We start from the raw sequence: 23,448 nt of genomic DNA, 5'->3' as shown, positions 1-23,448 counted from the left end.
TAAACATGTTTTTAAATACATATAAATTGTAGCACTATGGTATACTAGTGTCAAATACCGTTTGACAAGGAGAGCTACGTTGAAACGCACATTAAAATACGCCATTTTGGGCCTGGTTCATAAAGAGGAAATGAGCGGCTACGATATTACGAGTCAATTCAAGAAGGAAATCGGACAATTTTGGAGCGCCAAACACAGTCAGATTTATCCCGAGCTCAAAAGGCTGACCGAAGAGGGGCTTATTGAATATCGCACCTCCATTACAGGAGCCAAGCTGGAAAAGAAGCTGTACTGCATTACCCCCAAAGGAACCCAAGAACTGACCGAATGGCTTCTGAGTCCCAAAGAGTTACCAGAAACGGAAAAGGATGAGTTTATGCTCATGCTGTATTTCTCAGCAGCCATCCCCAAGGAAGAGAACAAGCGATTGTTCGAGGACCAGATAACCAAACGTAAAGAAAAGCTGGAGTATCTGTACGAAAGTAAGAAATCCCTCCAACGGCTGGACGAGAAACTTCAAGCCCCCGGTTCTAATCAATTCGGGCATTATCTGGTGCTGAGCCGTGCCATTAATCGGGAAGAAAGCTATATTGCGTGGCTGGAAGATACACTATCCCTGTTTGAATAGCCTAAAAAACCTTCAACGCCACGTAGATTCGTGGTATTGAAGGTTTTTCTAAAATACATACAAACTAGTCTGCCGTCGTAATCGAAGAGCCGTAATCTTCAATATGGATATCTGTGCTAAAACGTACGGGAATGGTACTAAAAGTGGTATCCCAATCCTCTTTGACCTTACGCCAAACTTTAGGATGCTGAATCCTCAAGGCTTCTCCGAAACCTCCGACATCAGCCTGCAGCTTTTGCATTTTGGCTACAGTTTGTTCAGCTAATGAATTCACTTTCTCCTGAAAGATACTTTCTTCTTGTCCGAGCACAGCGTTGCTGCGCAAATTTTCTTTCTTGTTAAAAACCTCGGAAACGCGCCCCTCTGAGGTCATTTTTACTTGGAAGGAAATGTCGTCCCCCTGAACGATGGCCTTGATCCTGCTTTTCACTGCTTTGATCTCATAGGCTATATTTTTACCGGTTTGAGGATCGTTACCTTTCAACACGCCTCCAACCAATTGGCCCTTGATCCACATAAGACCCTCGACCTCTGATTCATTCAGAAAACCACCGTATGTTTGCGTCTTTCCCTTGATGATCCCTGCACCTGCGATCTTGATTTCATTCTCCGTCGAAATGACATTGGGTAATATAAAGCTTGTTTTACCCTTCATGGGCCCGACCACTTTAACCAAAGCCACGGGCTTTATCAACCGTGCATTCCGTTTACGATTTTGAAAAATATCCTTTAAGATATAGGCAGGAATTTGACCAGGATTTTTCTCCTGAAGCGCATTGCTCGCCTTGTCTGTACTAATCAGTAGCTGGACGCTGAGCCGAATGTCATTATCCCCCAAGAAAAAGTCCAGCAGCTCGTACAACGGGATCTTGCGAAGCAGACTGGAGCTGATAATAACCGTTTTCAAATGTTGCCCAATGGGCGGTCGGTTGGTTCGCAATGAAATTTCTCTTAACATCTCAAAAACGGAATCCCCTGTTTCTGTAATATTAAAAAATTTTTTAGCTTGCGGTGAGGAGCTATTGGAACCGCCGCTTTCCTCTGGGATGATAAATTGAAAGGTTCCCGTAATTAACTCTTTTTTCGGATAATCTCCTCCTTTTTGATTAATTTGCTCTTCTTGTGAAGATTCTGTCGCTATATCCATAGCAATGCCTGTCTCCAGATTTAGATCCTCCACGGGAGAGCTGCTCCAGCAACCTGAAAGTGTACTGCATATTAGAAGAACCGCTATTCCGAGTATTCCTGAACGGAACTTCATCATGACCCCACACCCCTCCAGCGAGAAATAAGCAGCAGTGGCAGTGGAAGTAGAGCAAATAAAACGAATGCTGCATTCCCGATGATCGTTCCAAAAGAAAATAACTCATTCAAATTTTTGGGTATTTGGGACAGGACGTAGATGATCGGGAGCAAAATAAACAACACCTTGGAATAAGAGCTATTCAAAATTTGAGAAACTCCGAGCGAAGCGCAATAAAAAGCTATGCTGAATGTAGCAAAAATTTGCATGATCCAAATGGTCAACAATAAGGATTCGAACCGTTCCAATAACAGATACTCCACTTCAAAACTGCGGGCCAAATCTAAAAAAGGCCAGGTTCTGCTCATAACCCCTTCCACCGAAAAGGCACCAATGCATAAGATCAGTGTAGCTATATAAAAAACGGTCGAGATCCCGATCGCCAGTCCGATTGCCCTGGTTGCTCTCTTTGGTTTTTCCATCCGACAAAGAATAAACAGCAAGCACTCTGTCCCTGTTAAGGTTAGGGTTGTAGTCTTGAGAGCTTTAAGCACTGGCATCACCCCCTCGGACAAAACAGGACGCAAATTATTCAATTCGAAAATATTCAAACTCAGCAAGCATATTAACAAAAAGATAGACGCCGTAATCGGGAATATAAATTGGCATATTTTCCCCAACGTGCCTATCCCCCCCAAGCAAAGATACAGAGATATCCACATAAAAGGTGCTGAAATAGCCCACGCTGGAGTTCCTTCAAGCAAAAAGAACGACGTTACTTCCTCCACAGATCGGATTTCATATGCAGCTATACAAATAAAATAGATGACGAACAACATGCCCATCACCTTGCCGATGGCTTTGCCGGTTATCCGCTGAACATACTGGTAAAAGGTGCTTTCTGGAAAACGTGAACTTAGTTTGACTATAATCCATCCGAACAGGAAAGTGGCAGCCCCTGCTAAAATGACAGACATCCATACATCCGGTGTTTTTGCAGTTTCAACGGCTACTCTGGGAAGAGTAAGCAGCCCGGCTGCCAGCATAAAGCAAAGCACAATTGCCGTCGTCTGTAGCGTTGTAATTTTATCCATTTTTTTCCCACGGGCCATCTTGCTCCCTCCTGTGTTGTTGAACTCATCCTTGTCGCTTAGGGTCCTTATGCTTCAATAGAATGGGTCTGTTTTTCATAAATTGTAGCGGTGCTCGCAAGAAGTAGTCTTTCCAGTCCTTCAATGAACGGGGGGTCGTTAAACTAAGATATGGCACGCCGAAGCTGTGTAATTTAGCCATATGAATGCTCAACATCAGGAAAAACATGATCACTCCATATAATCCAAAGATAGACGCCGTGAACATGGCCCCAAAACGAAGAATACGCATAGAGATCCCTGCGCTGTATACAGGGGAGGCAAAGGAAGAAATCGCCGTGACTGCTACCACAATAACAAGAATCGGACTTACAATCCCGGCGTCAACAGCGGCCTGTCCAATGATCAGACCGCCGACGATGCCCATCGCTGGACCGATGGGTTTGGGCAGCCGTAGTCCTGCCTCGCGTAAAATTTCGATGGAAATTTCCATAATTAGGGCCTCAATCAGCGTCGAAAACGGAACCCCCTGTCTCGCACTGATAATGGAAATGACCAGCTTGGTTGGAATCAGTCCGGGATGAAACGAGATAAAGGAGATATAGAGCGCCGGGGCGAACAGAGATATTGTAGTTGCCATAAAACGAAGAAATCGAATAAGCGACCCCGGTATCCATCGTTCATAGTAATCTTCGGGAGACTGAAGCATCATCCCGTACGTCACAGGCATAAGGAGCGCAAAAGGTGTACCATCCAGCAGAATCGCCACACGTCCCTCCAGCAATGCAGCCATGACCCGATCCGGTCTCTCCGTATTTTGAATTTGCAGAAAGGGACTAAGAAAATTATCCTCAATAAGCTGTTCCACATAGCCCGACTCCAACACCTCATCCATATCAATGGTTTTGACCCGCCGCTTCACCTCGTCCACAAGCTCCGGGTCGGCAATGTCTCTGAAATACACCACCATCAGCTGTTTTTCCACTCTTTTGCCCACTTTGAAGGACGACATGGCCAGTTCTGTACTTTCTCCATGCCTGCGCAGCATTGCCGTATTGTCGCTAAGGGTCTCGGTAAAACCAACTCGCGGTCCCCGCAGCACCGATTCCGATATGGGGTCTTCCACCCCTCGTGTGCTCCCTTTGGGTGTGCCCAGCACAAAAGCACCCGGTATGCCCTGAATCATGAGTATGACTGAACCGAACAGCACCTTTTGCAAGGAGAACTGCACCTCTAACGTATACTGAGTCTCCGATACCAGCATGACCTGACGAATAAACATATCCCGAAGCTCTTTTCCTCTCGGAAGATCCTCCCCGCCTTGTCCGGAGCTGCCCCAATCCATCAGCGGCTTTAGTATGTTCTGATCCATGCCAACCTTGTCTGTTAATCCATCCACAAAAAAAAGTGTACCTACAGCGTTCAATTTTTCCAGAAAAATGGATCGTTCGTTCACGTCCGACATATCCGTGACGGCTTGTCTGATTTTTGCTATATTGGCTTCGTAATCTTCGGTAAAGGTTCCCTCTTCCTTCTCAGCCTCACTTACAGACGGATTATGATCTGCATGCTGCGAACGGTCTTCTTCTTCTAAAAGCTTTAATCGTTCCATACGTCTGCTCTCTCGACCATCCATCGCTCTGATTTGTCGTACCGTCAGAAAAATAATCAAAGGGATGATGGATAAAAAGAAGGCTTCCATCCACACGTTCCATTTGGGCATATGAGTTCCGATGACCTGCCACACACTCTTTCCTCCTTCACTTCCAGATGATTTGTATATAGATTTACCTGGATTAGAAAAAAGATGCATGGACAATGGAATAAATTTCTTTACTCACAAAAGGAATAAAAAGGTGAATTTGATAGATGAACTGTAGTGCCAAAAGTGGAATTCCATGATAATATCTATTCATTCTATGACTAATGTCACAAATTTGTTGAATTCGTGGGGCCATTATTCGAATCTAAAAAGGAGTTGTAGGTATGAAGAAGCATTTTTGGAAGAAAGCCGCTGTATTGAGTTTGTTAGCGGTCATTTTGTTAGGGGGAACGGCGATCAGTCCCAAACAGGCTCAAGCATCGACCGAACCTTATCTTGGGGAAATTACGATGTATCCTTACACGTTCGCTCCCAATGGATGGCTAAAGTGTGAAGGTCAGCTCTTATCTATTTCGCAAAATACAGCACTGTTCAGTCTATTGGGTAATAATTTCGGGGGGAATGGAACAACCACATTTGCATTGCCTGATTTGCGTGGAGCCTCTCCAATGCCGAATGTAGATTACTACATTGCAACCGTAGGAGGATTCCCGTCCCGTCCATAATGAAATGTTCAATGGTGTGCTACTTAATGAAGAAGAGGTGATGGCGTGCTCGAAGGCAATAACTTCACACGCAACAATTTTAAACCGTATCGCTTGCTGGTTCCATTGCTGCCATTTATCGGCGGTACGTTCCTGCTCATAGGGACGAATGAGGTTCACGCTGCCAGTTGGGAAAATGTGGTACTTAACAAACCAGCCACATCCAGTGGCTATAGCCAGCCCTATGATCCCTCCAGAGCTGTGGATGGGTCAATCGGACCGACAAGCCGCTGGTATCAAGCCAGCAACGGTGAGAAATGGATTCAGGTAGATCTGAGAGACTGGTATATCGTAGATCGATACGTTGTTACAGGTATGGGTGTCCATTATGGGTGGCATGATCAACGTGATCCATACAGTTTCCGATTGCAAACAAGCAGCAACGGAAGTAATTGGGTGACTGTGGATACCGTCCAGAATAATGGGAGCTCTAATGTTGAAAAGAACATTACTCCTGTAACTACACGATACTTGCGATTATATATTGATCAAGGAAATGCGAGAAACAATCAATGGGCTTCCATCATGGAATTCGCAGCTTATGGCGAGCGATTGCCCGTTCCGCAGGCTCCGGGTCATTTTACAGGAACCAAAAATGGAAATACAGTGGAGTTAAGCTGGGATGCTGTTCCTTATGCAACTTCATACAAAGTCATACGAGATAGTGTAACGCTTTATTCAGGTAACTTAACTCAATTCATAGACACTTCAGCATTGCCGCCAGGTGAAGCAATTTACACGGTTCAGGCTGTGAATGCTAAGGGGGAGAGCACTCCCTCAGAGGTTAAAGTGAACATACTTACCGATGCCGAGAGAGTTGCACAGGCAAAAGCTGCTCTTGCATTAGGCTTCGCACCTGGAGATACAGCTGATTCGGTATCCCAAAAGCTGACGCTGCCACTCGCTGGGTTGAATGATACGACGGTGAGCTGGAGTTCGGATACTCCTGACATCATTACGAACGAGGGGGCTGTCACACGCCCGCAGTATGATCTGGGTGACCGAAAAGTAAAACTGACAGCAACGATTGCGAAGGGAAGCGCCTCAGATACCCAAACTTTTGAGGTTACCGTAGCGAAGATCACTGCTCAAGATACATTGAATCAAGCAGCAGACACCCTCTCGCTTGGCGATTTGTCTGCGCTAACAAAAAATATTTCTCTCCCTTTATCCGGTTATGGCGGAGCGCAGATCGAATGGTCCTCGTCCAAACCTCTTGTCATTGCAGCAGATGGAACACTCACCAGACCCTCCTATAACAGTGGAGATACGGATGTTACCCTAACGGCTACCCTGCAACTTGCAGGCTTAACGAAAACAAAGGATTTTACTGTACACGTACTCCGTCTGCCGATGAGCGACACTGAAGCCGTAGACGCAGCATACAAAGCACTTGAACTGCCGATAACGACAGTAACGGGAGACGTATATTTGCCAAAAGATGCTCTGAATGGTGTTCAGGTGTCATGGTCATCGAATCAACCCCAGTTCTTGGATCATACTGGGCATGTAACCTTCCCAACCTATGTACAGGGCGATCAGACCATCACGCTGGAAGCAGTTGTATCACGAGGCGCGGTTGAGCTACGAAAAACATTTAGCCTGCTCGTGCCCGCACTGCCTGTAAGCGCTGATGAAGCCGTAAATTTGGCAGCAAATACACTGAATCTGGATTATCCGCAAGGGATTAAGGATTCCATCGCTCTGCCTCGTACAGGAGCATTTGACACCCAGATCGACTGGTCTTCGGATCAACCAGATATCCTCAGCAACAGCGGTCAGGTGAATCGGCCTAAATATACAGATGGTGATGTGAATGTACAATTAATGGCCATTATTTCTAAAGGTGCAGCTTCTGTACAAAGAACATTCACGATCACCGTGCTGAAGGCATTACCGAATACACCTTACGTACGACTAAACGGTAGTAATCCAATTGTTCTGGAAACCGGCGATAGCTTCACTGATCCAGGAGCCAGTGTACTGGACAGCGTATACGGCAATATCCTGATCCCTGAGCTTTCAGGTAGCGGGAATGTCGATACAAATGTACCTGGCGTATACGTATTGAACTATGCTTATAGCGACAATGGGGGCTGGACGGCAGAACCGGCAGAACGCCGTATAAACGTGCTGCCTCGTGCTGTTACAGCTTCAGCAGGCAATGAGGATATAGCCTCAGTAATCGTTACAGGCGCGTTGCCGAGCGCAAGGCTTGAGTTGTACAATGCCCAGCAGGAGCTTATAGCGGAAGGAATTGCTTCGGGAGAGGGAAGGTATACATTTACACCTGTTCCTGAAGGAGCCAGCTACTATGTGCTGCAGAACGTAAATGGCATGAAGAGTGCTCCGTCAGGGCTAGTGTATCCGCAAGGGTTAACCGCGCAGCGCGTTGCAGATTCCATCACAAGCATAGCAGCTCCTACTACAAGTGATACACTGCTCAGGTTGCCTGTTGTACCTGATGGTTTCCGTGTGACCATCAGCAGCAGTAGCCAGACAGACATCGTGCGTACAGACGGAACTATTATTCAAGCAGATACTCCTTCCGTTGTAACTATCATGCTGGATGTTATGAGGGTAAGCGATGGTTCTCATGCTTTGACGCAAGCCATAGAAGTCACGGTCCCTGCCAAGGTAATTGCGAACACAGGCAAATCTAACAAAGATAAGAATGAGGATGTATCTGCTTTCGTACCACAGATCGGATTTTCCGAACAAGGGAAAGAGTTCTCCCTCTTTGTTCCTTCGCCGGCATTTCTGGATGAGCAGATACACCAAGCACTTCGCGAAGGCAAAGCATACGCAGATATTCGTTTGGAGCAGGAAAAGCAACTGAGTCGTGTTATCCTTTCTCATTCTTTACTGAATAAATGGGATAAGATTGGTGCATCGGTAATATCCCGATATGGAACACTGTTGATATCCAGTGACACCTTAAGCAGTATGGCCTCAGGCCAGCAGGACGTTACATTGTCATTCCAGCAGGCAGATGTACAACGTGCACAGCAGATCCGTGACTGGGCCGAGCAACAATCCAGCCTGACGCTGATGGGTCCGGTTACAGACATCAAAGCCAATGTGACTGGGACCTCGTCGATCATTCTACCGCTGGATAACGAATCCTTAGGTGAGTTACACAATACAGAGCCCCAGTTCTCCATTCTTGTTATTCATGAGAATGGTGAGCGTGAGATTCTAAAAGGGACTGCTGTAATGAACTCAAAAGGAATTTTGTCGGGTGTGAGTCTGAATACGACCGGGTTAGGTACCTTTGCCGTCGCCACAGACGCAAAGACTCAAACCAATAATGCCAGTGTGCAAAATGACCCAAGCAATTCGTCAGATTCGCAAGGGCTGGCTCAGGTATGGCCGGATGTACAAGACCATTGGGCAGCGAATTCCCTGCAATCTCTTGCAGACAAAGGCTGGATACAAGGCTATAAAGACGGCAACATACGCCCTGATCGCGCTGTAAGCCGTGCAGAATTTGTAACCATACTGACCAGAGCATTGGGAACTGCTGGAGATGAGAGCCCTTCTACCTCATTTACAGATATGCAGGGACACTGGGCTGGATCAGCCGTGGATTTTGCTCACCGTCAGGGATGGATTCAAGGGCTAACCGCTCAAACTTTCGCACCTGATGAGAGTCTTACCCGTGAACAGGCGATGGTGATCCTGTCACACGCGATGCAGAATCAGACATCCATTTCCAGCACTGCTGCACTGCAATCCTACAAGGATGAGCAGCAGATTGCAGCATGGGCCTCCGCAGCATTCCAGAATGCAGTATCCTCCGGTTGGATCAGCGGTTATCCAGATGGAACACTCAAGCCAAAAGCGGCTATCAGCAGAGGTGAGATGGCTGAACTGCTGGTACGTATTCTTAAATAAGACGTTTTAAGCTTCATAGATCAGATGAGTATACGCACATACAACGCGGCCTCCATGCTTTTTGGGGGCCGTATTTTTTTATGTATATTTTATGTACAAGCCTTTAACAATCATTTTTGCTTGTATATTCACCCTTTTCGCTTCAGTAAATATATTATGAATATCTGCGAAGCGGGGCGATGAACCACCTGTCACCTCTACAGTAGGAAGAATGAGGAGGAGATATTTGAGCATGAAACATAAAAAACCGTTCAGGTTCAGTGGTGCTTCAAAAAAAGACGAAGACTGTAAACCAACAAGAGTAAATAGAAGTATCGAAGATCTTCTCAGACTGATTAATGAATTGACCGCGATCATCCCCATCGTATTCGCAAACCCCTCTGCGGCTAATGTATCTTCCTTGCAACAGATTTTAAGACGTTTGTTGTCTCTGGCGAAAAGCTTAAGACTTAGAGGCGGGGTTAAGGCAGACCTACTGGCAGCGCTGGAGCTTGCTATTGTTGCGTTAGAAGCTACACCCTTCTCTCCGATCGGCGTAGGTACTGCACTGCAACAATTGCTGGATGCCCTATTGTCCATCGTTTTACAAGAATCCCTCGATCCTGCTCTTAAAGATAGCTTAATCAGCGCGATCAGAATCGCTGGAAGGACAGTTAGCAACGTATTAGGTGAAACATACTTGTCAGGGGAGCCCGGTGCACAAGGACCTCCTGGACCTGCGGGACCCGGCGGTGCGCCTGGACCAGTAGGTGGACCAGGCCCACAAGGGCCTCCCGGACCTATCGGGGCCGCTGGACCTATCGGTGCGGCTGGACCAGTCGGCCCTGCCGGGCCTGCGGGGCCTGCCGGACCAGTTGGAGCAGCTGGACCTATTGGCGCCGCAGGGCCTATCGGGGCCGCTGGACCAGAAGGCCCTGCCGGACCTGTCGGCGCTACAGGTGCTGCGGGACCTGCCGGGGGTGTGACAGGTGCCACGGGCGCTACGGGCGCGGATGGATTGATCGGGCCAGCCGGGGTCACAGGACCGACCGGGGCTGATGGGTTGCCGGGCGCGGTTGGCGCAGTTGGACCTGCTGGGGTCACAGGGCCGACCGGAGCTGATGGGCTGCCGGGTGCGGCTGGTGCTACCGGAGCCACGGGCACGGCTGGTGTTACTGGAGCGACCGGTTCGGGAGCCATCATTCCGTTTGCTTCGGGCGGACCTGCTATCCTGACAACCGTTCTTGGCGGGGTGGTAGGAACCACCAGTTTGATCGGCTTTGGAAGCTCAGCAACAGGGATTAGCCTTGTAGGCGGGGCCATTGACCTGACAGGTACACTTGTAGGACCTCTGATCAACTTTGCTTTTTCCGTACCACGGGATGGCGTAATTACATCTATTGCTGGTTACTTCAGTACAACAGCTGCGTTAACTCTCGTGGGTTCAACTGCGACGATTACTGCCCAGTTGTTTAGTTCCCCAACACCTAATAATACCTTCACAGCAGTTCCCGGAGCTATCGTTACATTGGCCCCTCCACTGGCTGGCATTATTGCTTTGGGAACGATCTCTAGTGGTATTACTACTGGGTTGGCTATACCGGTAACCGCACAGACTCGTCTGCTCCTTGTCTTCTCTGCAACAGCTACGGGACTTTCCCTCGTAAACACTATCGTAGGTTATGCAAGTGCAGGAGTTACCATTACCTGATCCAAAACGAAAAAAGGGCCCAACAGGATTGTTCCTGTCAAGCCCTTTTTTATTTGTATTCCATCAGACGAACTAAACCGTTTCGAGTGATACTTTTACTTCTTCTCCCTCTTCACAAACGGCGAATGTTTTAACTTGTCCGTGATCAGGCTCTTGAACGATGCCTGTCTGCAGATCAATTTTCCAGTCATATAAAGGATCATAAATATAATGACCAGATACTATCGCCTCTGTAAGAGGGCCTCTTTTGGGATGAGGATTGATATTTTCAACGGCATAAAGCTCATTCTCCGAAGTGCGGAAAACAGCAATTTCAGCACCTTTGATATGGATGGTACGCCCTATTCTGATCGGAAAATCCTTACTGTGACCGACGACAAGCCATTCGGCATTTTTGATCATTTGCTTGATCGCTCCCTTCCTCAGGCATTTTAGATACAATTACACAATAGACGGAGTGACAACCTCAAATAGATTTTTGCGTGTATCCTCATCATTGATGATCTTTTTCCACGGGTCTTCCACCTGTTGTAGTGCAAATTCGATGCGTTCTACTAAAGCTTGTCGATGATCTGTATCCTGAACGACAGCCTTCTGAATCTCTTCCAGACCGATCCGTTCCACCCACTCCGACGTGCGCTCCAGGTATTGTCCTGTTTCCCGGTAGAGTTGCATTACGCTACCTACAATATCAATCAACTCGGCATCGGTTTTCACTTTACAGAGTGAATCAGCCAACCGTGCTTTAATACCGCCATTACCACCGATAAAGATCTCCCAGCCCCCATCATTACCTACGATTCCGATATCTTTAGTACATGATTCCGCACAGTTGCGTGGACATCCATTAACTGCTAATTTGAATTTTGCTGGGAAATCCAGTCGTTCGAATTTTCGTTCCAACACTTCTCCCATTCCCATCGAGTCCTGTGTGCCAAACCGGCAAAATTGCGATCCAACACAGGTTTTAACCGTACGAAGTGACTTCGCGTAGGCATATCCCGACGGCATATCGAGTTCTTCCCATACTTTAGGCAGATCCTCTTTACGGACACCAATCAAATCCAACCGCTGTCCTCCTGTTACTTTAACGACCTTAACGTTGTATTTAAGAGAAACATCTGCTATCTTCTTCAAATCTTCTGGGGTCGTTACACCGCCGTACATTCTAGGAACAACTGTAAACGTTCCATCCTTTTGAATGTTTGCGTGCAATCGCTCATTTACAAAACGGGAATCTCCCTCATTTTCATAGGTATCCGGGTTAATCATTCCCAAATAGTAATTCAGCGCCGGGCGGCATTTGGAGCATCCTTCATCATTATGCCAACCCAGTACATTCATAACTTCACGCGTTGTTGTCAGCCCTTTGGTTTTGATCGCTTCCACAATCTCGTCCCGACTCAATGATGTGCAACCACATATTCCTTGCTTGGCTGACGTCTTGAAGCTGTCTCCAAGAACATATTGTAAAATTTGCTCAACGACAGGCTTACATCCTCCACAGGAACGCGTTGCTCCGGTGCATGCCTTAATTTCATCGACTGTGGTCAGTCCATTATCATTAATTGCATCCACAATCGCCTTTTTAGTCACACCGTTACAGCCGCAGACAATTTCATCATCCGCCATCGTTTCAGCGGATAATGTTTTCGCCCCGTGATTGCTACATCCAGTACCCATGATCTGTCCATATATCTCATCTGTCATCTGCGTTTGCTGACGTACATATTTTTGAAGACTAGCAGATTCGCTCACATCACCAAACAGTACAGTTCCAACAATCTTATTTTCACGAAGCAGCACTTTTTTGTATGTGCGCTTCCACTCATCCTTTGCAACAATCACCGTATGTTCAGGCTGAGTTATGAATTCGCCAGCTGAGAAAACATCCACCCCTGAAATTTTGAGCTTGGTAGAAACCACCGATCCCATATAACCTTCAGTTTCCGCGCCTGCCAAATGTTTGGCAATGACACTTCCCTGCTCAAACAGCGGAGCTACCAGACCGTAACAGATTCCGCGGTGTTCAACACATTCCCCTACGGCGTATACATCCGGTACGGAGGTTCTCATCAAATCATCGACTACGATACCACGGTTCGTTTCCATACCACTTTGCACAGCCACCTGAATATTAGGCTTGATCCCGACGGCCATAACGACCAAATCCGCTTCTAGCTCGCTTCCGTCTGAAAACCGCAGCCCTTGTACCCGATCTTGACCATACACTTCCGCAGTTTGCATTTGCATAGCAAACTTGATTCCTTGGCGTTCTAGTTCTGCTTTCAGCATCGCAGAGGCTTCCCGGTCCAGCTGGCGTTCCATCAAATCCTCCATTAAATGAACGACCGTAACATCCATTCCCAGGTTGACCAAGCCTTTAGCTGCTTCCAGCCCTAACAGACCTCCACCAATGACAGCTGCCTTTTTAAAGGTCTTCGCTGCCTCAAGCATTGCCGAGCAATCGGCGATATCTCGGAAACCGATAACACCCGGTAATTCCTTACCCGGAATAGGCAGAATAAATGATTGTGAGCCAGTAGCTACCAAAGCTACATCGTAATCAATTTCCAGTCCGTCTTCGGTGTGAATCTTCTTGTTCTCACCGTCGATGCTTTTCACCATTTTTCCTGTATACAAAGTAATCCCTTGATCCGCATACCATTGCAAATCGTTCAGTATGATATCATCAATCGTTTTACTGCCTTCCAGTACATAAGAGAGCATGATCCTGTTATAGTTCGGATGCGGCTCATTTCCCAGGACCGTAATTTCATACTTATCTGTTAATTTTAAAATTTGTTCGACCGTATTGATACCAGCCATCCCGTTCCCTATAACCACAAGTTTCTGTTTACTGTTTATCATATACCGGTTCCTCCATTCATTCGACGATACTCCCTATCCGACGACATATCCTACGTTCCTATGAATATTGCTTATGCTTCTATTCTAGTACAGCAGACAGAGCTATATGTGATCACAGTCACAATGTAGTTCAAATTAAGAATATTTAGGGATTTCCCTATTCCGTTTCAAGGGATAAAGGTAAGGCCAGAAATCAAACTTCATAAATACTAAATACATCACTTGCTCAATTCATCGAACGAATCTTTCCATTTCATGTGTAATTACAACCTTTATAAGGAATACTTTAGGAACAACTTGTATCTTAAGGAAACATGAATTGAATCGTATGGAGGTGATCATCATGTGGTCTAAAATAATTTCTTATATTCCAAGCTGGATTACACTCTTTCAAGCAGGCCTCGCGTTGGTTATTCCTTTAGGAATTTATTATATAAACACATCGATTTATTCGTTTGTCGGCAGTAAGGGGGCAAAATCCAAACATTCTTCTGATCGTCCGCTTTCCGACGAACATAACGAAGGCGATGCTGATCAGCAGCATGAACCAAGCTCCAAAATTACAGGGAATTATGATTCCGACTTAAAGTTGATCCGAGAGGCTATAGGCGAAAATAGTGATGTGCATTTTCGTGAGTTTGTAGTAAAGAAATATCATGCTCGGTCCGTGTTAGTCTTCATAGAAGGTATGCAGGATGAAAAACTTATGAGCAAGCAGGTATTGGAGGTCTTGATGTACGAGGGCCAGCAGGACCCACAGGAACAGCAAGAAAGTATAAGTAACTCCTTTATAAAAGAAAACTTGATGCCACTTACGCAAATTAGTGAAGTTGCTAATATGGAGGACCTGCAGGAGTCTATACTTTTAGGCCATACTGCCTTATTAATTGATGGAATGAAGGGAGCACTGCTGGTGGGCTCGCCCAATGGCGCCATTCGCTCCGTCAATGAACCAACCTCTGAAGCATTACTTCGGGGTCCCCGCATTGGTTTTACGGAGGTATTAAGTGAAAATACTTCGATGCTTCGACGCCAAGGCTTAAACAAAAGTCTGGAAATGAAGAAATTTCAAGTGGGAAGCCGAATCAAAAAAGATCTGGTTGTCGCGTATATAAAGGATATTGTGAATCCAGATCTCCTCGAAGAAGTAACCCGCAGAATTTCAAAGATAGACATGGATTTTCTGGCTGAATCCGGTTATGTGGAACAACTTATTGAAGACAATTATTTAAGTCCGTTCCAGCAGGCTCACAATACAGAGCGCCCCGACCGTGTCATTAATGCTTTGTTGGAAGGAAGAATAGCCATTTTGCTGGATGGGACTCCCTTTGCGCTTATTGTTCCAGTGACCTTCAGTATGCTGCTTCAATCACCTGAAGACTATTATGAGCGCTGGATTCCAGGAACACTTTTACGGCTGTTGCGTTTTAGCGGGGCTTTTATAGCGCTTATGGGGCCTGCTTTGTACATCTCTTTTATATCGTTTCATCCCGGTTTGATTCCGACCAAGCTGGTCATTAGCATCATCGAAACCCGTCAAGGCGTCCCCTTCCCATCCGTCATTGAGGTTATGATTTTAGAAATCTCTATCGAAATCCTACGGGAAGCCGGCATTCGCTTGCCCAAACCCATTGGTCCTGCGATGGGTATTGTGGGAGGCTTGGTCATCGGCGACGCTGCTGTAAATGCAGGCATCGTTAGCCCCTTCCTGGTAATTGTGGTTGCGGTTACTGCCATTTCTTCGTTTTCGATACCGACATACAGTGCGGGCATTACCTTGCGTCTTTTGCGTTTCGCCGGCATGCTCTTTGCAGCCATCCTGGGCATGTTCGGAACTATATTGTTCTTTCTGTTAATTTGTATCCATCTGACGAAATTAAAAAGCTTTGGCGTACCGTATGTAACGCCCTTTTCCCCTATGCGCCTAAGCGATTGGAAGGATATGTATATTAGAGCTCCTATATCTATGATGAAAAAAAGACCTCTTATGATGAAAACTCAGCAAACCAAACGTAGGCCATGATGCCAAGACGAAGGAGGAGCTATGGTGTTTAGACGCTCTGATGATAAGATCACAACCAAGCAGGCGGCTGTGTTCCTGACCAATACTGTATTGGGCGCAGGGATTTTGACACTGCCGAGAGGTGTAACTGAAAAGGTACAGACTCCTGATGCATGGCTTTCTGTCCTTCTCGGTGGATGTATTGTCATATTGGTCGTCTGGCTCATGGTGAAATTAAGTCAACAGTTTCCTGAAAACACCGTGTATCAATATTCCAGAAGAATCGTGGGCACAATTCCGGGTGGATTTTTAAGTGTGTTATTGATTATATATTTTTTAATCATCGCCGGCTTTGAGATTCGGGTTTTAGCTGAAGTGACCATGTTTTTTCTGCTGGAAGGCACTCCGATCTGGGCGATTGTGATTCCATTCATCTGGGTAGGAAGCTATTTGGTTTTTGGCGGCATTAATCCCATCGCTCGGCTATACCAGATTGTACTTCCAATTAGTCTTTTTTTTCTGCTGCTCTGTTTTGTCTTTAGCTTAAGGATTTTTGAGATTGATCATCTTCGTCCTGTACTGAGTGAGGGGATTTTACCTGTCATCAAGGGTCTGAAATCGACTATTCTTGTTTTCTCTGGATGTGAAGTCGTCATGACACTGGTCGCTTTTTTACAATACCCTGAGAAAGCATTAAAGGCCATGGTAGTGGGGATCAGTATCCCCTTAATTTTGTACTTTTTGACCGTAGTTATGGTGATCGGCGGGTTATCGATGGACTCCACTGTGACAAGTACTTGGCCTACCATCAATTTGATGCGCAGTTTTGAAATCCCCGGTTTTCTTTTTGAGCGGCTTGAGTTTCCTCTGCTAGTGATCTGGATGATGCAAATGTTTTGTAATTTCTGCAGTTTCTTCTTCAATGCTTCCCTAGGGGTCACACAGGTGTTCGGTCTTAGTTATCGTTATGCGATTTTTGGCTTAATCCCAATTATTTTTATCTCTACAATGACTCCTGTTCGTATGATGGAAGTGTTTAGTCTAGGCGATGCGATCGGATACATGGGAATCGTTATATTTTTTCTGGTTCCGGTACTTCTCTCCATCGTGTTCATAATCAGGAAGAAGGGAATGAAGCAAAATGTGTAGACGCCCTATGCTATCCTTGCTGCTTGCTTTCATTCTACTTATAACTCAAGTCGGCTGCTGGAGCAGCAAAGAAGTAGAGGAACTCAGCATATATACAGGACTGGCTCTGGATAAGGGGGAGCTCACTCCATTAGAACAGAATCTGGAAAAGAAAGGAAGTCGTTATTTCAAGAAAAATAAAATTACCGCCAGTTTACAAATCGTCCCCAAAAAATCATCTGGAAGCACAGAGCAGCAAGGCGGTGGTGGACAAGGACCAAACTATATCAATATAGCAGCCACCGGGGATTCTTTGCTCGAAATCTTCCGACAACTCTCTCTCCGTTTGGATCGCCCGGTTATTGGTCACCATCTAAAGGTCATGGTGGTTGCCACCGATTTGGCGAAAGAACAGACGATGCAGCAATTAATGGATTTTGTGCTACGTGATAATGATATTCGCCCGAGTTGTTTGGTCTTCTTAAGCAAGGATCGAGCAGCTAACACTTTGGTTACCAAATATGAGGACGAGGTCCCATCCATTCATATTCTGTATATGCTTCGTAACCATTTCAGAACCAGCAAGGTAATGAGGGGAGTCAATTTGTCTGAATTGGATGGCTTGATGCATTCCAAAAAAAGCTATATCCTGCAAAACATTATTGAATCCGGAGGAGAATTAGAATTTTCAGGTGCCGGGGTTATTAAAGGAGATACCGGTCACTGGATAGGTACTTTGGGACAACAAGACGTGGAGAGTATTGGATGGATTACCGGTGATGTTAAAGGTGGAGCTGTCAAAACGTATGACAAGCGGAATGAAGCCATAACTTACGAAATCAAATCGGTAAAAAGCAAAATAACAACGAAGGTGACCGAGGGCAACGATATCTCGTTCCACGTAAAAATTGAATCTAAAGGACGTCTAATCGAAAACTGGGATGATAAAGCGGACCCGACTGAGACACAAAACATGAAGGAGGCTGAGAAAGAGTTTGAAGAACAAGTAACTCGCAGGATTAAGTCTGTTATGCACAAATTACAGTCAGAATATAAAGTCGATGTTGCCGGTTTTGGTGATCATTTGCATATCGAGAAACCTCAGGTGTGGAAAAAGGTAAAGGATGATTGGGATTACAAATTCAGCAAAATACCCGTAACCTTCGATATAAAATTATCTATTACGGATTTAGGCTCATCTGCTGAATGAAAAAGTCGAATTGGCCTTATATAAAGGCCAATTCGACTTAAAATTCGCGGTTATCTACTTAACCTTCCAACGCTGCAACGGTCGTTCCTGAATTTTCAGAAGCGGCTACACGCTTAATTCAAATTGATTTTAAATACATCCCCTGCATTGCCACCCAAAACGATCAAGCCACCTTTGGGCAGTACAACCGAATTGTTATTGCTAGCAGTTGAAAATTGTACAACCGCTCCGTTTTCATCATAGACAGCGAACCCTCCGCTTGTTGGAAAATCAACGGTCATCGTTTTATCGGCTGAGTTTTTATCTATTTTATACCATGTGGCTTGGCCATTAGATGGTATGGTGTACACTGACTTTCCTCCCAAGATAGGTTTAACAGCATCTTCACTGATATAGGATTGTCCATCTATGGTTAAATACTCCGAACCATCCTTGGTATAAAAATTCAGATCAAATGCATCTCTTCCACTCATAACAGGAATCTCAACGGCATTTACTGCTTTATTCTCATCCACAATTTTAGTACCACTTGCGTATCCATCATGATCAACGGATATTTTTTTCGTTATAAATGAGGGGGCCAGATAAAATATGGAGGATATCTTTTCATCCAAAGCATAATAATTTTTCCCGTTTCTGTTTTCCCATGCCTTTTTAACTATGGGATTTACAGGATTGGCATCTAGCTTTTGATATTCATAAGTCACCATAACCATTTGACCTAATCCCGGAAAGTTTAAATATAGGTTAGCCTTAATATACGTTTTCCCGTTTTTTTGTTTGTCAAAGCTTATGGCTACACTGCCATCACTGCTTTTGAATTGTCCATTGCCTGTATACACATATTTTTGCGCCGGGACGAATCCATCCAAGAAAGCAGGTAAATCAAACTCACCGTTTTTAATCTCTACATTGATAGTTGTACCCACAGAACCGTATAATCCCGAATAAGAAAGTAAATCAGATGGCATTTCCACTTTTACAGGAGGCTCAAATGTTTTCTCCGGTATGATGTCTTTAATGATGCCCTTATCTTTTAAAACTTCCAATAAAATGTTAGAAGCAAAAATACTATCTAAGATGGAAGACCCTCCAGATGAAAGCACAGCCATAGAAATATGATGCTCTGGTATGGTGATCAAAGTAGAGTGATACAAAACAGTATCCCCACCCTTGGATAACGCAGTTATTCCGTAATCACTAAACGGTGCCAACTGAACCGCATCCCAACCAAGTCCATAATTAAAGCTGTTTGTCTCTTCAGGTACCCATATTCCATTTCGATATTCATGACTTTTCATGGACTTCGCCGATTGTGCAGATAGAATATCGGGTCTGTTCCCCGTTAATACTTCTGAAAACATAGCCACCTCTTCTGCGGTGGAGTATAAGCCCCCTGTCCCGATGACATTGGCATTTTCAACCGGTAAAGCCCCCTCAACCGCAGGAAAATAAGTTTTGGACAGCTTTTGTCTATCAAATTGATCGAGAGGTGTTTTGGTAGATTTCAAACCTAAAGGTGTACTAATATGCTTTGCCAGGAAATCGGTGTAACTTAGACCGCTCACCCGCTCAACCAATATTTCAAGCAATTGAAATCCATCATTGGTATATACGGAATATTCGCCAGGGTTTGATTTTAAAGTTTCTGATTGCAACCTTAGCAAGAGCTCATCATGATTTTCTGTATCATTGTCATTAAATAACATACTATTTTTATAGTGAGCACCGTAAAGACCTGACGAATGATTTAACAGCATACGGGGTGTAATTTGTTTGTATCTTTCATCAGACATTTTAAAGTCCTTAATGTATGTTGTTAGCGGCTGATCAATATCTACCTTATGGGCATCGACCAGCATCATCGTTGCAGCAGATACATACATTTTGCTTGTAGAGCCTATACCGAACATCGTATCTTTGGTGATCGGCTCGTTGGTTGCTTTATTCTTTACACCCACGCTATCCGATAATACAATGTTTCCTTGGTCCATAATGGCATACTGCACACCGCTAGCACCGTATTTGGATACCAGCTCCGAGGCTAGACTGCGAGCCTTTTCCTTGATGGGTTCAGCAGTGCCTTGAGCAAAAGTATTCGTCATCGGCAGTACAAAAAGCATAGCAGAAACGAACACAGCTATTATTTTCTTCATTCCATATTTCCTCCTCTTATAGCTTCACCAGGCTTTATTACTGACCTGATCATACAATGAACGAGGATTCTATATAAAAAAACATTCTTAAATGTAAAAAACAATCCCTAAACAACATAATGTCTAAAGAATATCTTTATAAAATGGCAATAAAACCATATTATTGAATACTTTGTTTTTCGTTTCAATGGTCATATTCCCACCATATTTGTCACATATTCTAGATATATTGGTTAAGCCAATGCCATGAACATCCGGATTTGATTTTTGACTATGCAAATGAGCCACTTCATTCTCCACATGATTAAGGATGTGAATGAAAAGCGCAGACTCATTGGAATGTATTTTAATAAGAATGTACCTGTCATCGGCAATCTTGATCTTTTTGGATGCTTCTATGGCATTATCCAGCATATTCCCTAGAACTACACATAAATCATAACGTTCAATATTTACTTTCTGTGAATATAAGTTAAGTTGGGTATCTATCTTTATGCCATTGGCTTGCCCAATATTAAGACTATTCGTGACAAGGGCATCTATAACCAGATTACCGGTATTAACCCTTTGATATGCTCCTTCGATTTTATTTAAGGTAACCTTAATATGTTCACTCGCCTCTGCCAATTCATTTCTCTTGATACATTCTTCAATATACAAAAATTGTTGGTGTGTATCATGAATGATTCTTTTTATATTTTTGAAGCTGTGAACCGTTTTTTCGTAGTTAGCATCTTGGTAGTCCATCTGATGTTGTAATTGAGCATTTTCATGCATTAATTGAAATTTTTCAATGACATTATCAAAAATATATATGATAAAAACATTTAAGGAAATAAAGCCAATAATAGAACCAAAATAATACATATTCTTTTCACTATAAACAGATAAAACATTGACCTGGTATAAACTTATGATGGGAACGATTAGAAATAAAATATAGTAACGATGCTGCAAAGGGAAGGTTCTGCGTTTGGCAAATAGCCGTATAATCTGAATGACAGCAAACATGATAATGCAGCTGAGTAACATAATCTTAGAGAATATCAAGTGATCTTGTCCACTCAAATGGCTAAAGTTGCTAATTTTAACGGAGCCTACAGTATATAAAATATAAAGAGATATAAAATTAACGATGGTTATCAATACAGCATAAAGAATAGAAAAAATGATCTTTGTCTTTATTTCCACTGTATACGATTGCGCTAAACTAAATATGACAAGTAATGCTAAAATCGAAGATACCGTAGGAGTCAAATAAACACTTAAATATAAGGAATCCAGCAACCCAAAAACAATGAAGTACACGAATCTGTTCGGCTTTCGATTGGACTTATCAAAAACCGAGTTAAAGTAAAAATTCACTTGGAAGCACATAACAAGGACAACGCAAAGATTAAGAAGCAGGGAGTTATATTCCATCATATTAATGCATCTTCATGATCATAAATTTGGTATATAGATCTTTAACTTCTTTTACTTTAGAACGCCCAATAGGTAACTTCACATCATTTGACATCAAAACATCACCGCCAGCAAATTTTTTCACATGAATTAAGTTTATAATAATCGAACGATGAATTTGTAGAAAATTATGTTCTTTTAATGCTGAAGCATAGTCCGAAAGAATCCCTTTGCTATCATAGGTTTGAGTAGAGGTTACAAAATGCAGTTTGTTTTTTATGGTTAAGCTTTTGACCACTTCAATACTAATGATATCATCATATTTTAAAAGCACTTCCTCATAAGCTGACTTGATGATAACGAATTTTTTATCGAGAGATTGAAAATATTGACACAGCTTTATCATTTTTTCCTCAAAGATATGGGGAGCAATCGGTTTTATTAAATACTGAAATGTGACTACGTCAAAACTTTCCACCATATATTCAGGGTAGCTCGTTAAAAAAACAATCTGTTCATCCAGGTGATTTAAACTCCTTATTTTTTGGGCGGTTTGAATTCCGTTCATGCCATTCATTTCAACATCCAATATTAAGATATGGAATGGAGACTCATGGTTTTGATAATGAGATACCAGCTGTTCTCCGGAGTCGAATAATTCAACTTTAAATTCTATACTGGTCTTTATCGACAAAGTAATCAGCATATTTTTAACAAGTTCTCTCTGCTTGTGCTCATCATCGCAGATCGCCACTCTATACATAAATAACATACACCTCGTTCCCATTGCATTGATCATAGAATTGTATTCTAAACAGTATATAACCTTTTAATATTCAATAAACAGCTTTTGGATAAAACGCAAATTCAAATCCCTCAAATGCCAGTATACAAGCTGCTCAGCAGTTGCATCCAAGTAAAAAAGAAACCCTCGTCTTAAAAGACGGGGTTTCTTAACTATTTTATTGATCGTTATTTTAAAAAATCTGCTCCCTTGTCTTCACCGTGGGAACGTCTGGCAAAGTCGATAAATTGGAATTTGTCTAGCCGATGCCTTGACTCGGTATACTGGAACAACGTGGTGTCCTCCAGATAAACATAGTTACGTACTACGACCACATGAGTGTAGTTCTGAAGGTCCATCAGCCTATGATCTTCTTCGTCTGCATTTTCTACAGAAACCACTTTTTTGGCATAACTAATTTGAAGATGGAGCTCTCCCTCCAAATATTCGTAGATGGACCCACGACTAATTTCCTCGGTAAGCACAGGTACAATGTCTGATCGAAAGTAATCTTTATCCAGTATGACGCATTCACCTTCAATCTCACGCGCACGAATAACTTTCCAGACCAAATACTTGTCTTTGTCAATCTCAAGATGATTGGCTATGTCATCTGGAACTGGAATTAGCTGATTTTCATGTACAATGGTTCGTGATGTACGCCCAATTCGTTCAGACATTTCCTTGAAACTGACCAGTCCTCCTATAGGAAAATCCATCCGTCCAATATCCAGAACAAAAGATCCTTTAGCTTTTATTTTATGGATATACCCATTTTGTGCAAGCAAGTGAAGTGCTTTACGTACGGTTTCACGAGAAGTGTTATACTCTCGGGCCAGTTCATTTTCAGATGGCATTTTCGTGCCTGGAGCCAATTCGCCTGTCTGGATCTGTCCCGAGTACTCCTGATAAATTTGCAAAAATATATTCTTTGTCAATTTTCATCACCACGTTCATTGTAGCATTCTTTCACTTCC

Annotated in this window: 16 protein-coding genes; 7 read left to right on the top strand and 9 right to left on the bottom strand. The window is 43.8% G+C overall.

The window, feature by feature from the left end; all coding sequences use genetic code 11:
- Positions 1-79: 79 nt before the first annotated feature.
- Positions 80-628 carry a PadR family transcriptional regulator gene (locus tag ACWGXJ_RS03455; RefSeq protein WP_452566200.1) on the top strand — a complete coding sequence of 183 codons (549 nt, stop codon included), beginning with the start codon at positions 80-82 and terminating at the stop codon, positions 626-628.
- Positions 629-692: 64 nt separating this feature from the next.
- Here ACWGXJ_RS03455 and ACWGXJ_RS03450 read toward each other — a convergent pair whose 3' ends face one another.
- From ACWGXJ_RS03450 to ACWGXJ_RS03440, 3 genes are read right to left on the bottom strand one after another with little or no spacing between them, the layout of a single operon-like run.
- Positions 693-1,892, bottom strand: a complete 1,200-nt coding sequence (locus ACWGXJ_RS03450) for a Ger(x)C family spore germination protein (protein WP_250259484.1) — start codon at positions 1,890-1,892, stop codon at positions 693-695.
- Positions 1,889-2,983 (bottom strand): GerAB/ArcD/ProY family transporter, encoded by a 1,095-nt coding sequence (locus ACWGXJ_RS03445; protein ID WP_452566199.1) that lies wholly within the window; start codon positions 2,981-2,983, stop codon positions 1,889-1,891. Before ACWGXJ_RS03445 ends, ACWGXJ_RS03450 begins: the two co-directional genes overlap by 4 nt.
- A 25-nt stretch (positions 2,984-3,008) precedes the next feature.
- Positions 3,009-4,709 carry a spore germination protein gene (locus ACWGXJ_RS03440; RefSeq protein ID WP_452566198.1) on the bottom strand — a complete coding sequence of 567 codons (1,701 nt, stop codon included), beginning with the start codon at positions 4,707-4,709 and terminating at the stop codon, positions 3,009-3,011.
- 239 nt (positions 4,710-4,948) lie between these two features.
- Here ACWGXJ_RS03440 and ACWGXJ_RS03435 point away from each other — a divergent pair, with 239 nt between their 5' ends.
- From ACWGXJ_RS03435 to ACWGXJ_RS03425, 3 genes are all read left to right on the top strand, one after another.
- Positions 4,949-5,290, top strand: a complete 342-nt coding sequence (locus ACWGXJ_RS03435; RefSeq protein ID WP_061831253.1) for a phage tail protein — start codon at positions 4,949-4,951, stop codon at positions 5,288-5,290.
- Between the two features lie 45 nt (positions 5,291-5,335).
- Positions 5,336-9,226 carry an immunoglobulin-like domain-containing protein gene (locus tag ACWGXJ_RS03430; protein ID WP_452566197.1) on the top strand — a complete coding sequence of 1,297 codons (3,891 nt, stop codon included), beginning with the start codon at positions 5,336-5,338 and terminating at the stop codon, positions 9,224-9,226.
- A gap of 232 nt (positions 9,227-9,458) precedes the next feature.
- A complete protein-coding gene (locus tag ACWGXJ_RS03425) occupies positions 9,459-10,916 on the top strand; it encodes an exosporium glycoprotein BclB-related protein (protein WP_452566196.1) in 1,458 nt (485 codons plus the stop codon).
- 72 nt (positions 10,917-10,988) lie between these two features.
- Here the strand turns inward: ACWGXJ_RS03425 and nirD are convergent, their stop codons facing one another.
- On the bottom strand, positions 10,989-11,318 hold the full coding sequence (gene nirD, locus ACWGXJ_RS03420; RefSeq protein ID WP_250267393.1) for a nitrite reductase small subunit NirD: 330 nt from the start codon (positions 11,316-11,318) through the stop codon (positions 10,989-10,991).
- A gap of 39 nt (positions 11,319-11,357) precedes the next feature.
- Positions 11,358-13,787: a nitrite reductase large subunit NirB gene (gene nirB, locus ACWGXJ_RS03415; protein WP_250267392.1), complete on the bottom strand. Its 2,430-nt coding sequence runs from the start codon at positions 13,785-13,787 to the stop codon at positions 11,358-11,360.
- 343 nt (positions 13,788-14,130) lie between these two features.
- Between nirB and ACWGXJ_RS03410 the strand changes: the two genes are divergently transcribed.
- From ACWGXJ_RS03410 to ACWGXJ_RS03400, 3 genes are read left to right on the top strand one after another with little or no spacing between them, the layout of a single operon-like run.
- Positions 14,131-15,810: a spore germination protein gene (locus ACWGXJ_RS03410; RefSeq protein WP_452566195.1), complete on the top strand. Its 1,680-nt coding sequence runs from the start codon at positions 14,131-14,133 to the stop codon at positions 15,808-15,810.
- A gap of 24 nt (positions 15,811-15,834) precedes the next feature.
- Positions 15,835-16,938 carry a GerAB/ArcD/ProY family transporter gene (locus ACWGXJ_RS03405; RefSeq protein ID WP_322172503.1) on the top strand — a complete coding sequence of 368 codons (1,104 nt, stop codon included), beginning with the start codon at positions 15,835-15,837 and terminating at the stop codon, positions 16,936-16,938.
- Positions 16,931-18,127 carry a Ger(x)C family spore germination protein gene (locus tag ACWGXJ_RS03400; protein ID WP_452566194.1) on the top strand — a complete coding sequence of 399 codons (1,197 nt, stop codon included), beginning with the start codon at positions 16,931-16,933 and terminating at the stop codon, positions 18,125-18,127. The genes ACWGXJ_RS03405 and ACWGXJ_RS03400 overlap by 8 nt, the downstream gene beginning before the upstream one ends.
- A gap of 113 nt (positions 18,128-18,240) precedes the next feature.
- Here the strand turns inward: ACWGXJ_RS03400 and ACWGXJ_RS03395 are convergent, their stop codons facing one another.
- The 4 genes from ACWGXJ_RS03395 to treR form a co-directional block, all read right to left on the bottom strand.
- Entirely contained in the window at positions 18,241-20,283 is a 2,043-nt protein-coding gene (locus ACWGXJ_RS03395) for a serine hydrolase domain-containing protein (protein ID WP_452566193.1), read from the bottom strand.
- Between the two features lie 123 nt (positions 20,284-20,406).
- A complete protein-coding gene (locus tag ACWGXJ_RS03390) occupies positions 20,407-21,708 on the bottom strand; it encodes an ATP-binding protein (RefSeq protein WP_250259492.1) in 1,302 nt (433 codons plus the stop codon).
- A gap of 1 nt (position 21,709) precedes the next feature.
- The gene (locus ACWGXJ_RS03385; RefSeq protein ID WP_250259493.1) at positions 21,710-22,450 is read right to left on the bottom strand and encodes a LytR/AlgR family response regulator transcription factor; all 741 of its coding nucleotides are present in this window, start codon (positions 22,448-22,450) and stop codon (positions 21,710-21,712) included.
- A 209-nt stretch (positions 22,451-22,659) separates the two neighbouring features.
- A complete protein-coding gene (gene treR, locus ACWGXJ_RS03380) occupies positions 22,660-23,409 on the bottom strand; it encodes a trehalose operon repressor (protein WP_452566192.1) in 750 nt (249 codons plus the stop codon).
- Positions 23,410-23,448: the final 39 nt, after the last annotated feature.

The sequence above is a fragment of the Paenibacillus sp. S33 genome (assembly GCF_053615415.1).
The sequence above is the reverse complement of the archived record's forward strand: the minus strand, read 5'-3'. Positions and strand labels throughout refer to the sequence as shown.

Coding starts and splice junctions, on each gene's coding strand:
- ACWGXJ_RS03450 (WP_250259484.1), bottom strand. CDS start 1,892: ATGATGAAGTTCCGTTCAGGAATACTCGGAATAGCGGTTCTTCTAATA.
- ACWGXJ_RS03445 (WP_452566199.1), bottom strand. CDS start 2,983: ATGGCCCGTGGGAAAAAAATGGATAAAATTACAACGCTACAGACGACG.
- ACWGXJ_RS03435 (WP_061831253.1), top strand. CDS start 4,949: ATGAAGAAGCATTTTTGGAAGAAAGCCGCTGTATTGAGTTTGTTAGCG.
- ACWGXJ_RS03425 (WP_452566196.1), top strand. CDS start 9,459: ATGAAACATAAAAAACCGTTCAGGTTCAGTGGTGCTTCAAAAAAAGAC.
- nirD (WP_250267393.1), bottom strand. CDS start 11,318: ATGATCAAAAATGCCGAATGGCTTGTCGTCGGTCACAGTAAGGATTTT.
- nirB (WP_250267392.1), bottom strand. CDS start 13,787: ATGATAAACAGTAAACAGAAACTTGTGGTTATAGGGAACGGGATGGCT.
- ACWGXJ_RS03410 (WP_452566195.1), top strand. CDS start 14,131: ATGTGGTCTAAAATAATTTCTTATATTCCAAGCTGGATTACACTCTTT.
- ACWGXJ_RS03400 (WP_452566194.1), top strand. CDS start 16,931: ATGTGTAGACGCCCTATGCTATCCTTGCTGCTTGCTTTCATTCTACTT.
- ACWGXJ_RS03395 (WP_452566193.1), bottom strand. CDS start 20,283: ATGAAGAAAATAATAGCTGTGTTCGTTTCTGCTATGCTTTTTGTACTG.
- ACWGXJ_RS03390 (WP_250259492.1), bottom strand. CDS start 21,708: ATGATGGAATATAACTCCCTGCTTCTTAATCTTTGCGTTGTCCTTGTT.
- ACWGXJ_RS03385 (WP_250259493.1), bottom strand. CDS start 22,450: ATGTATAGAGTGGCGATCTGCGATGATGAGCACAAGCAGAGAGAACTT.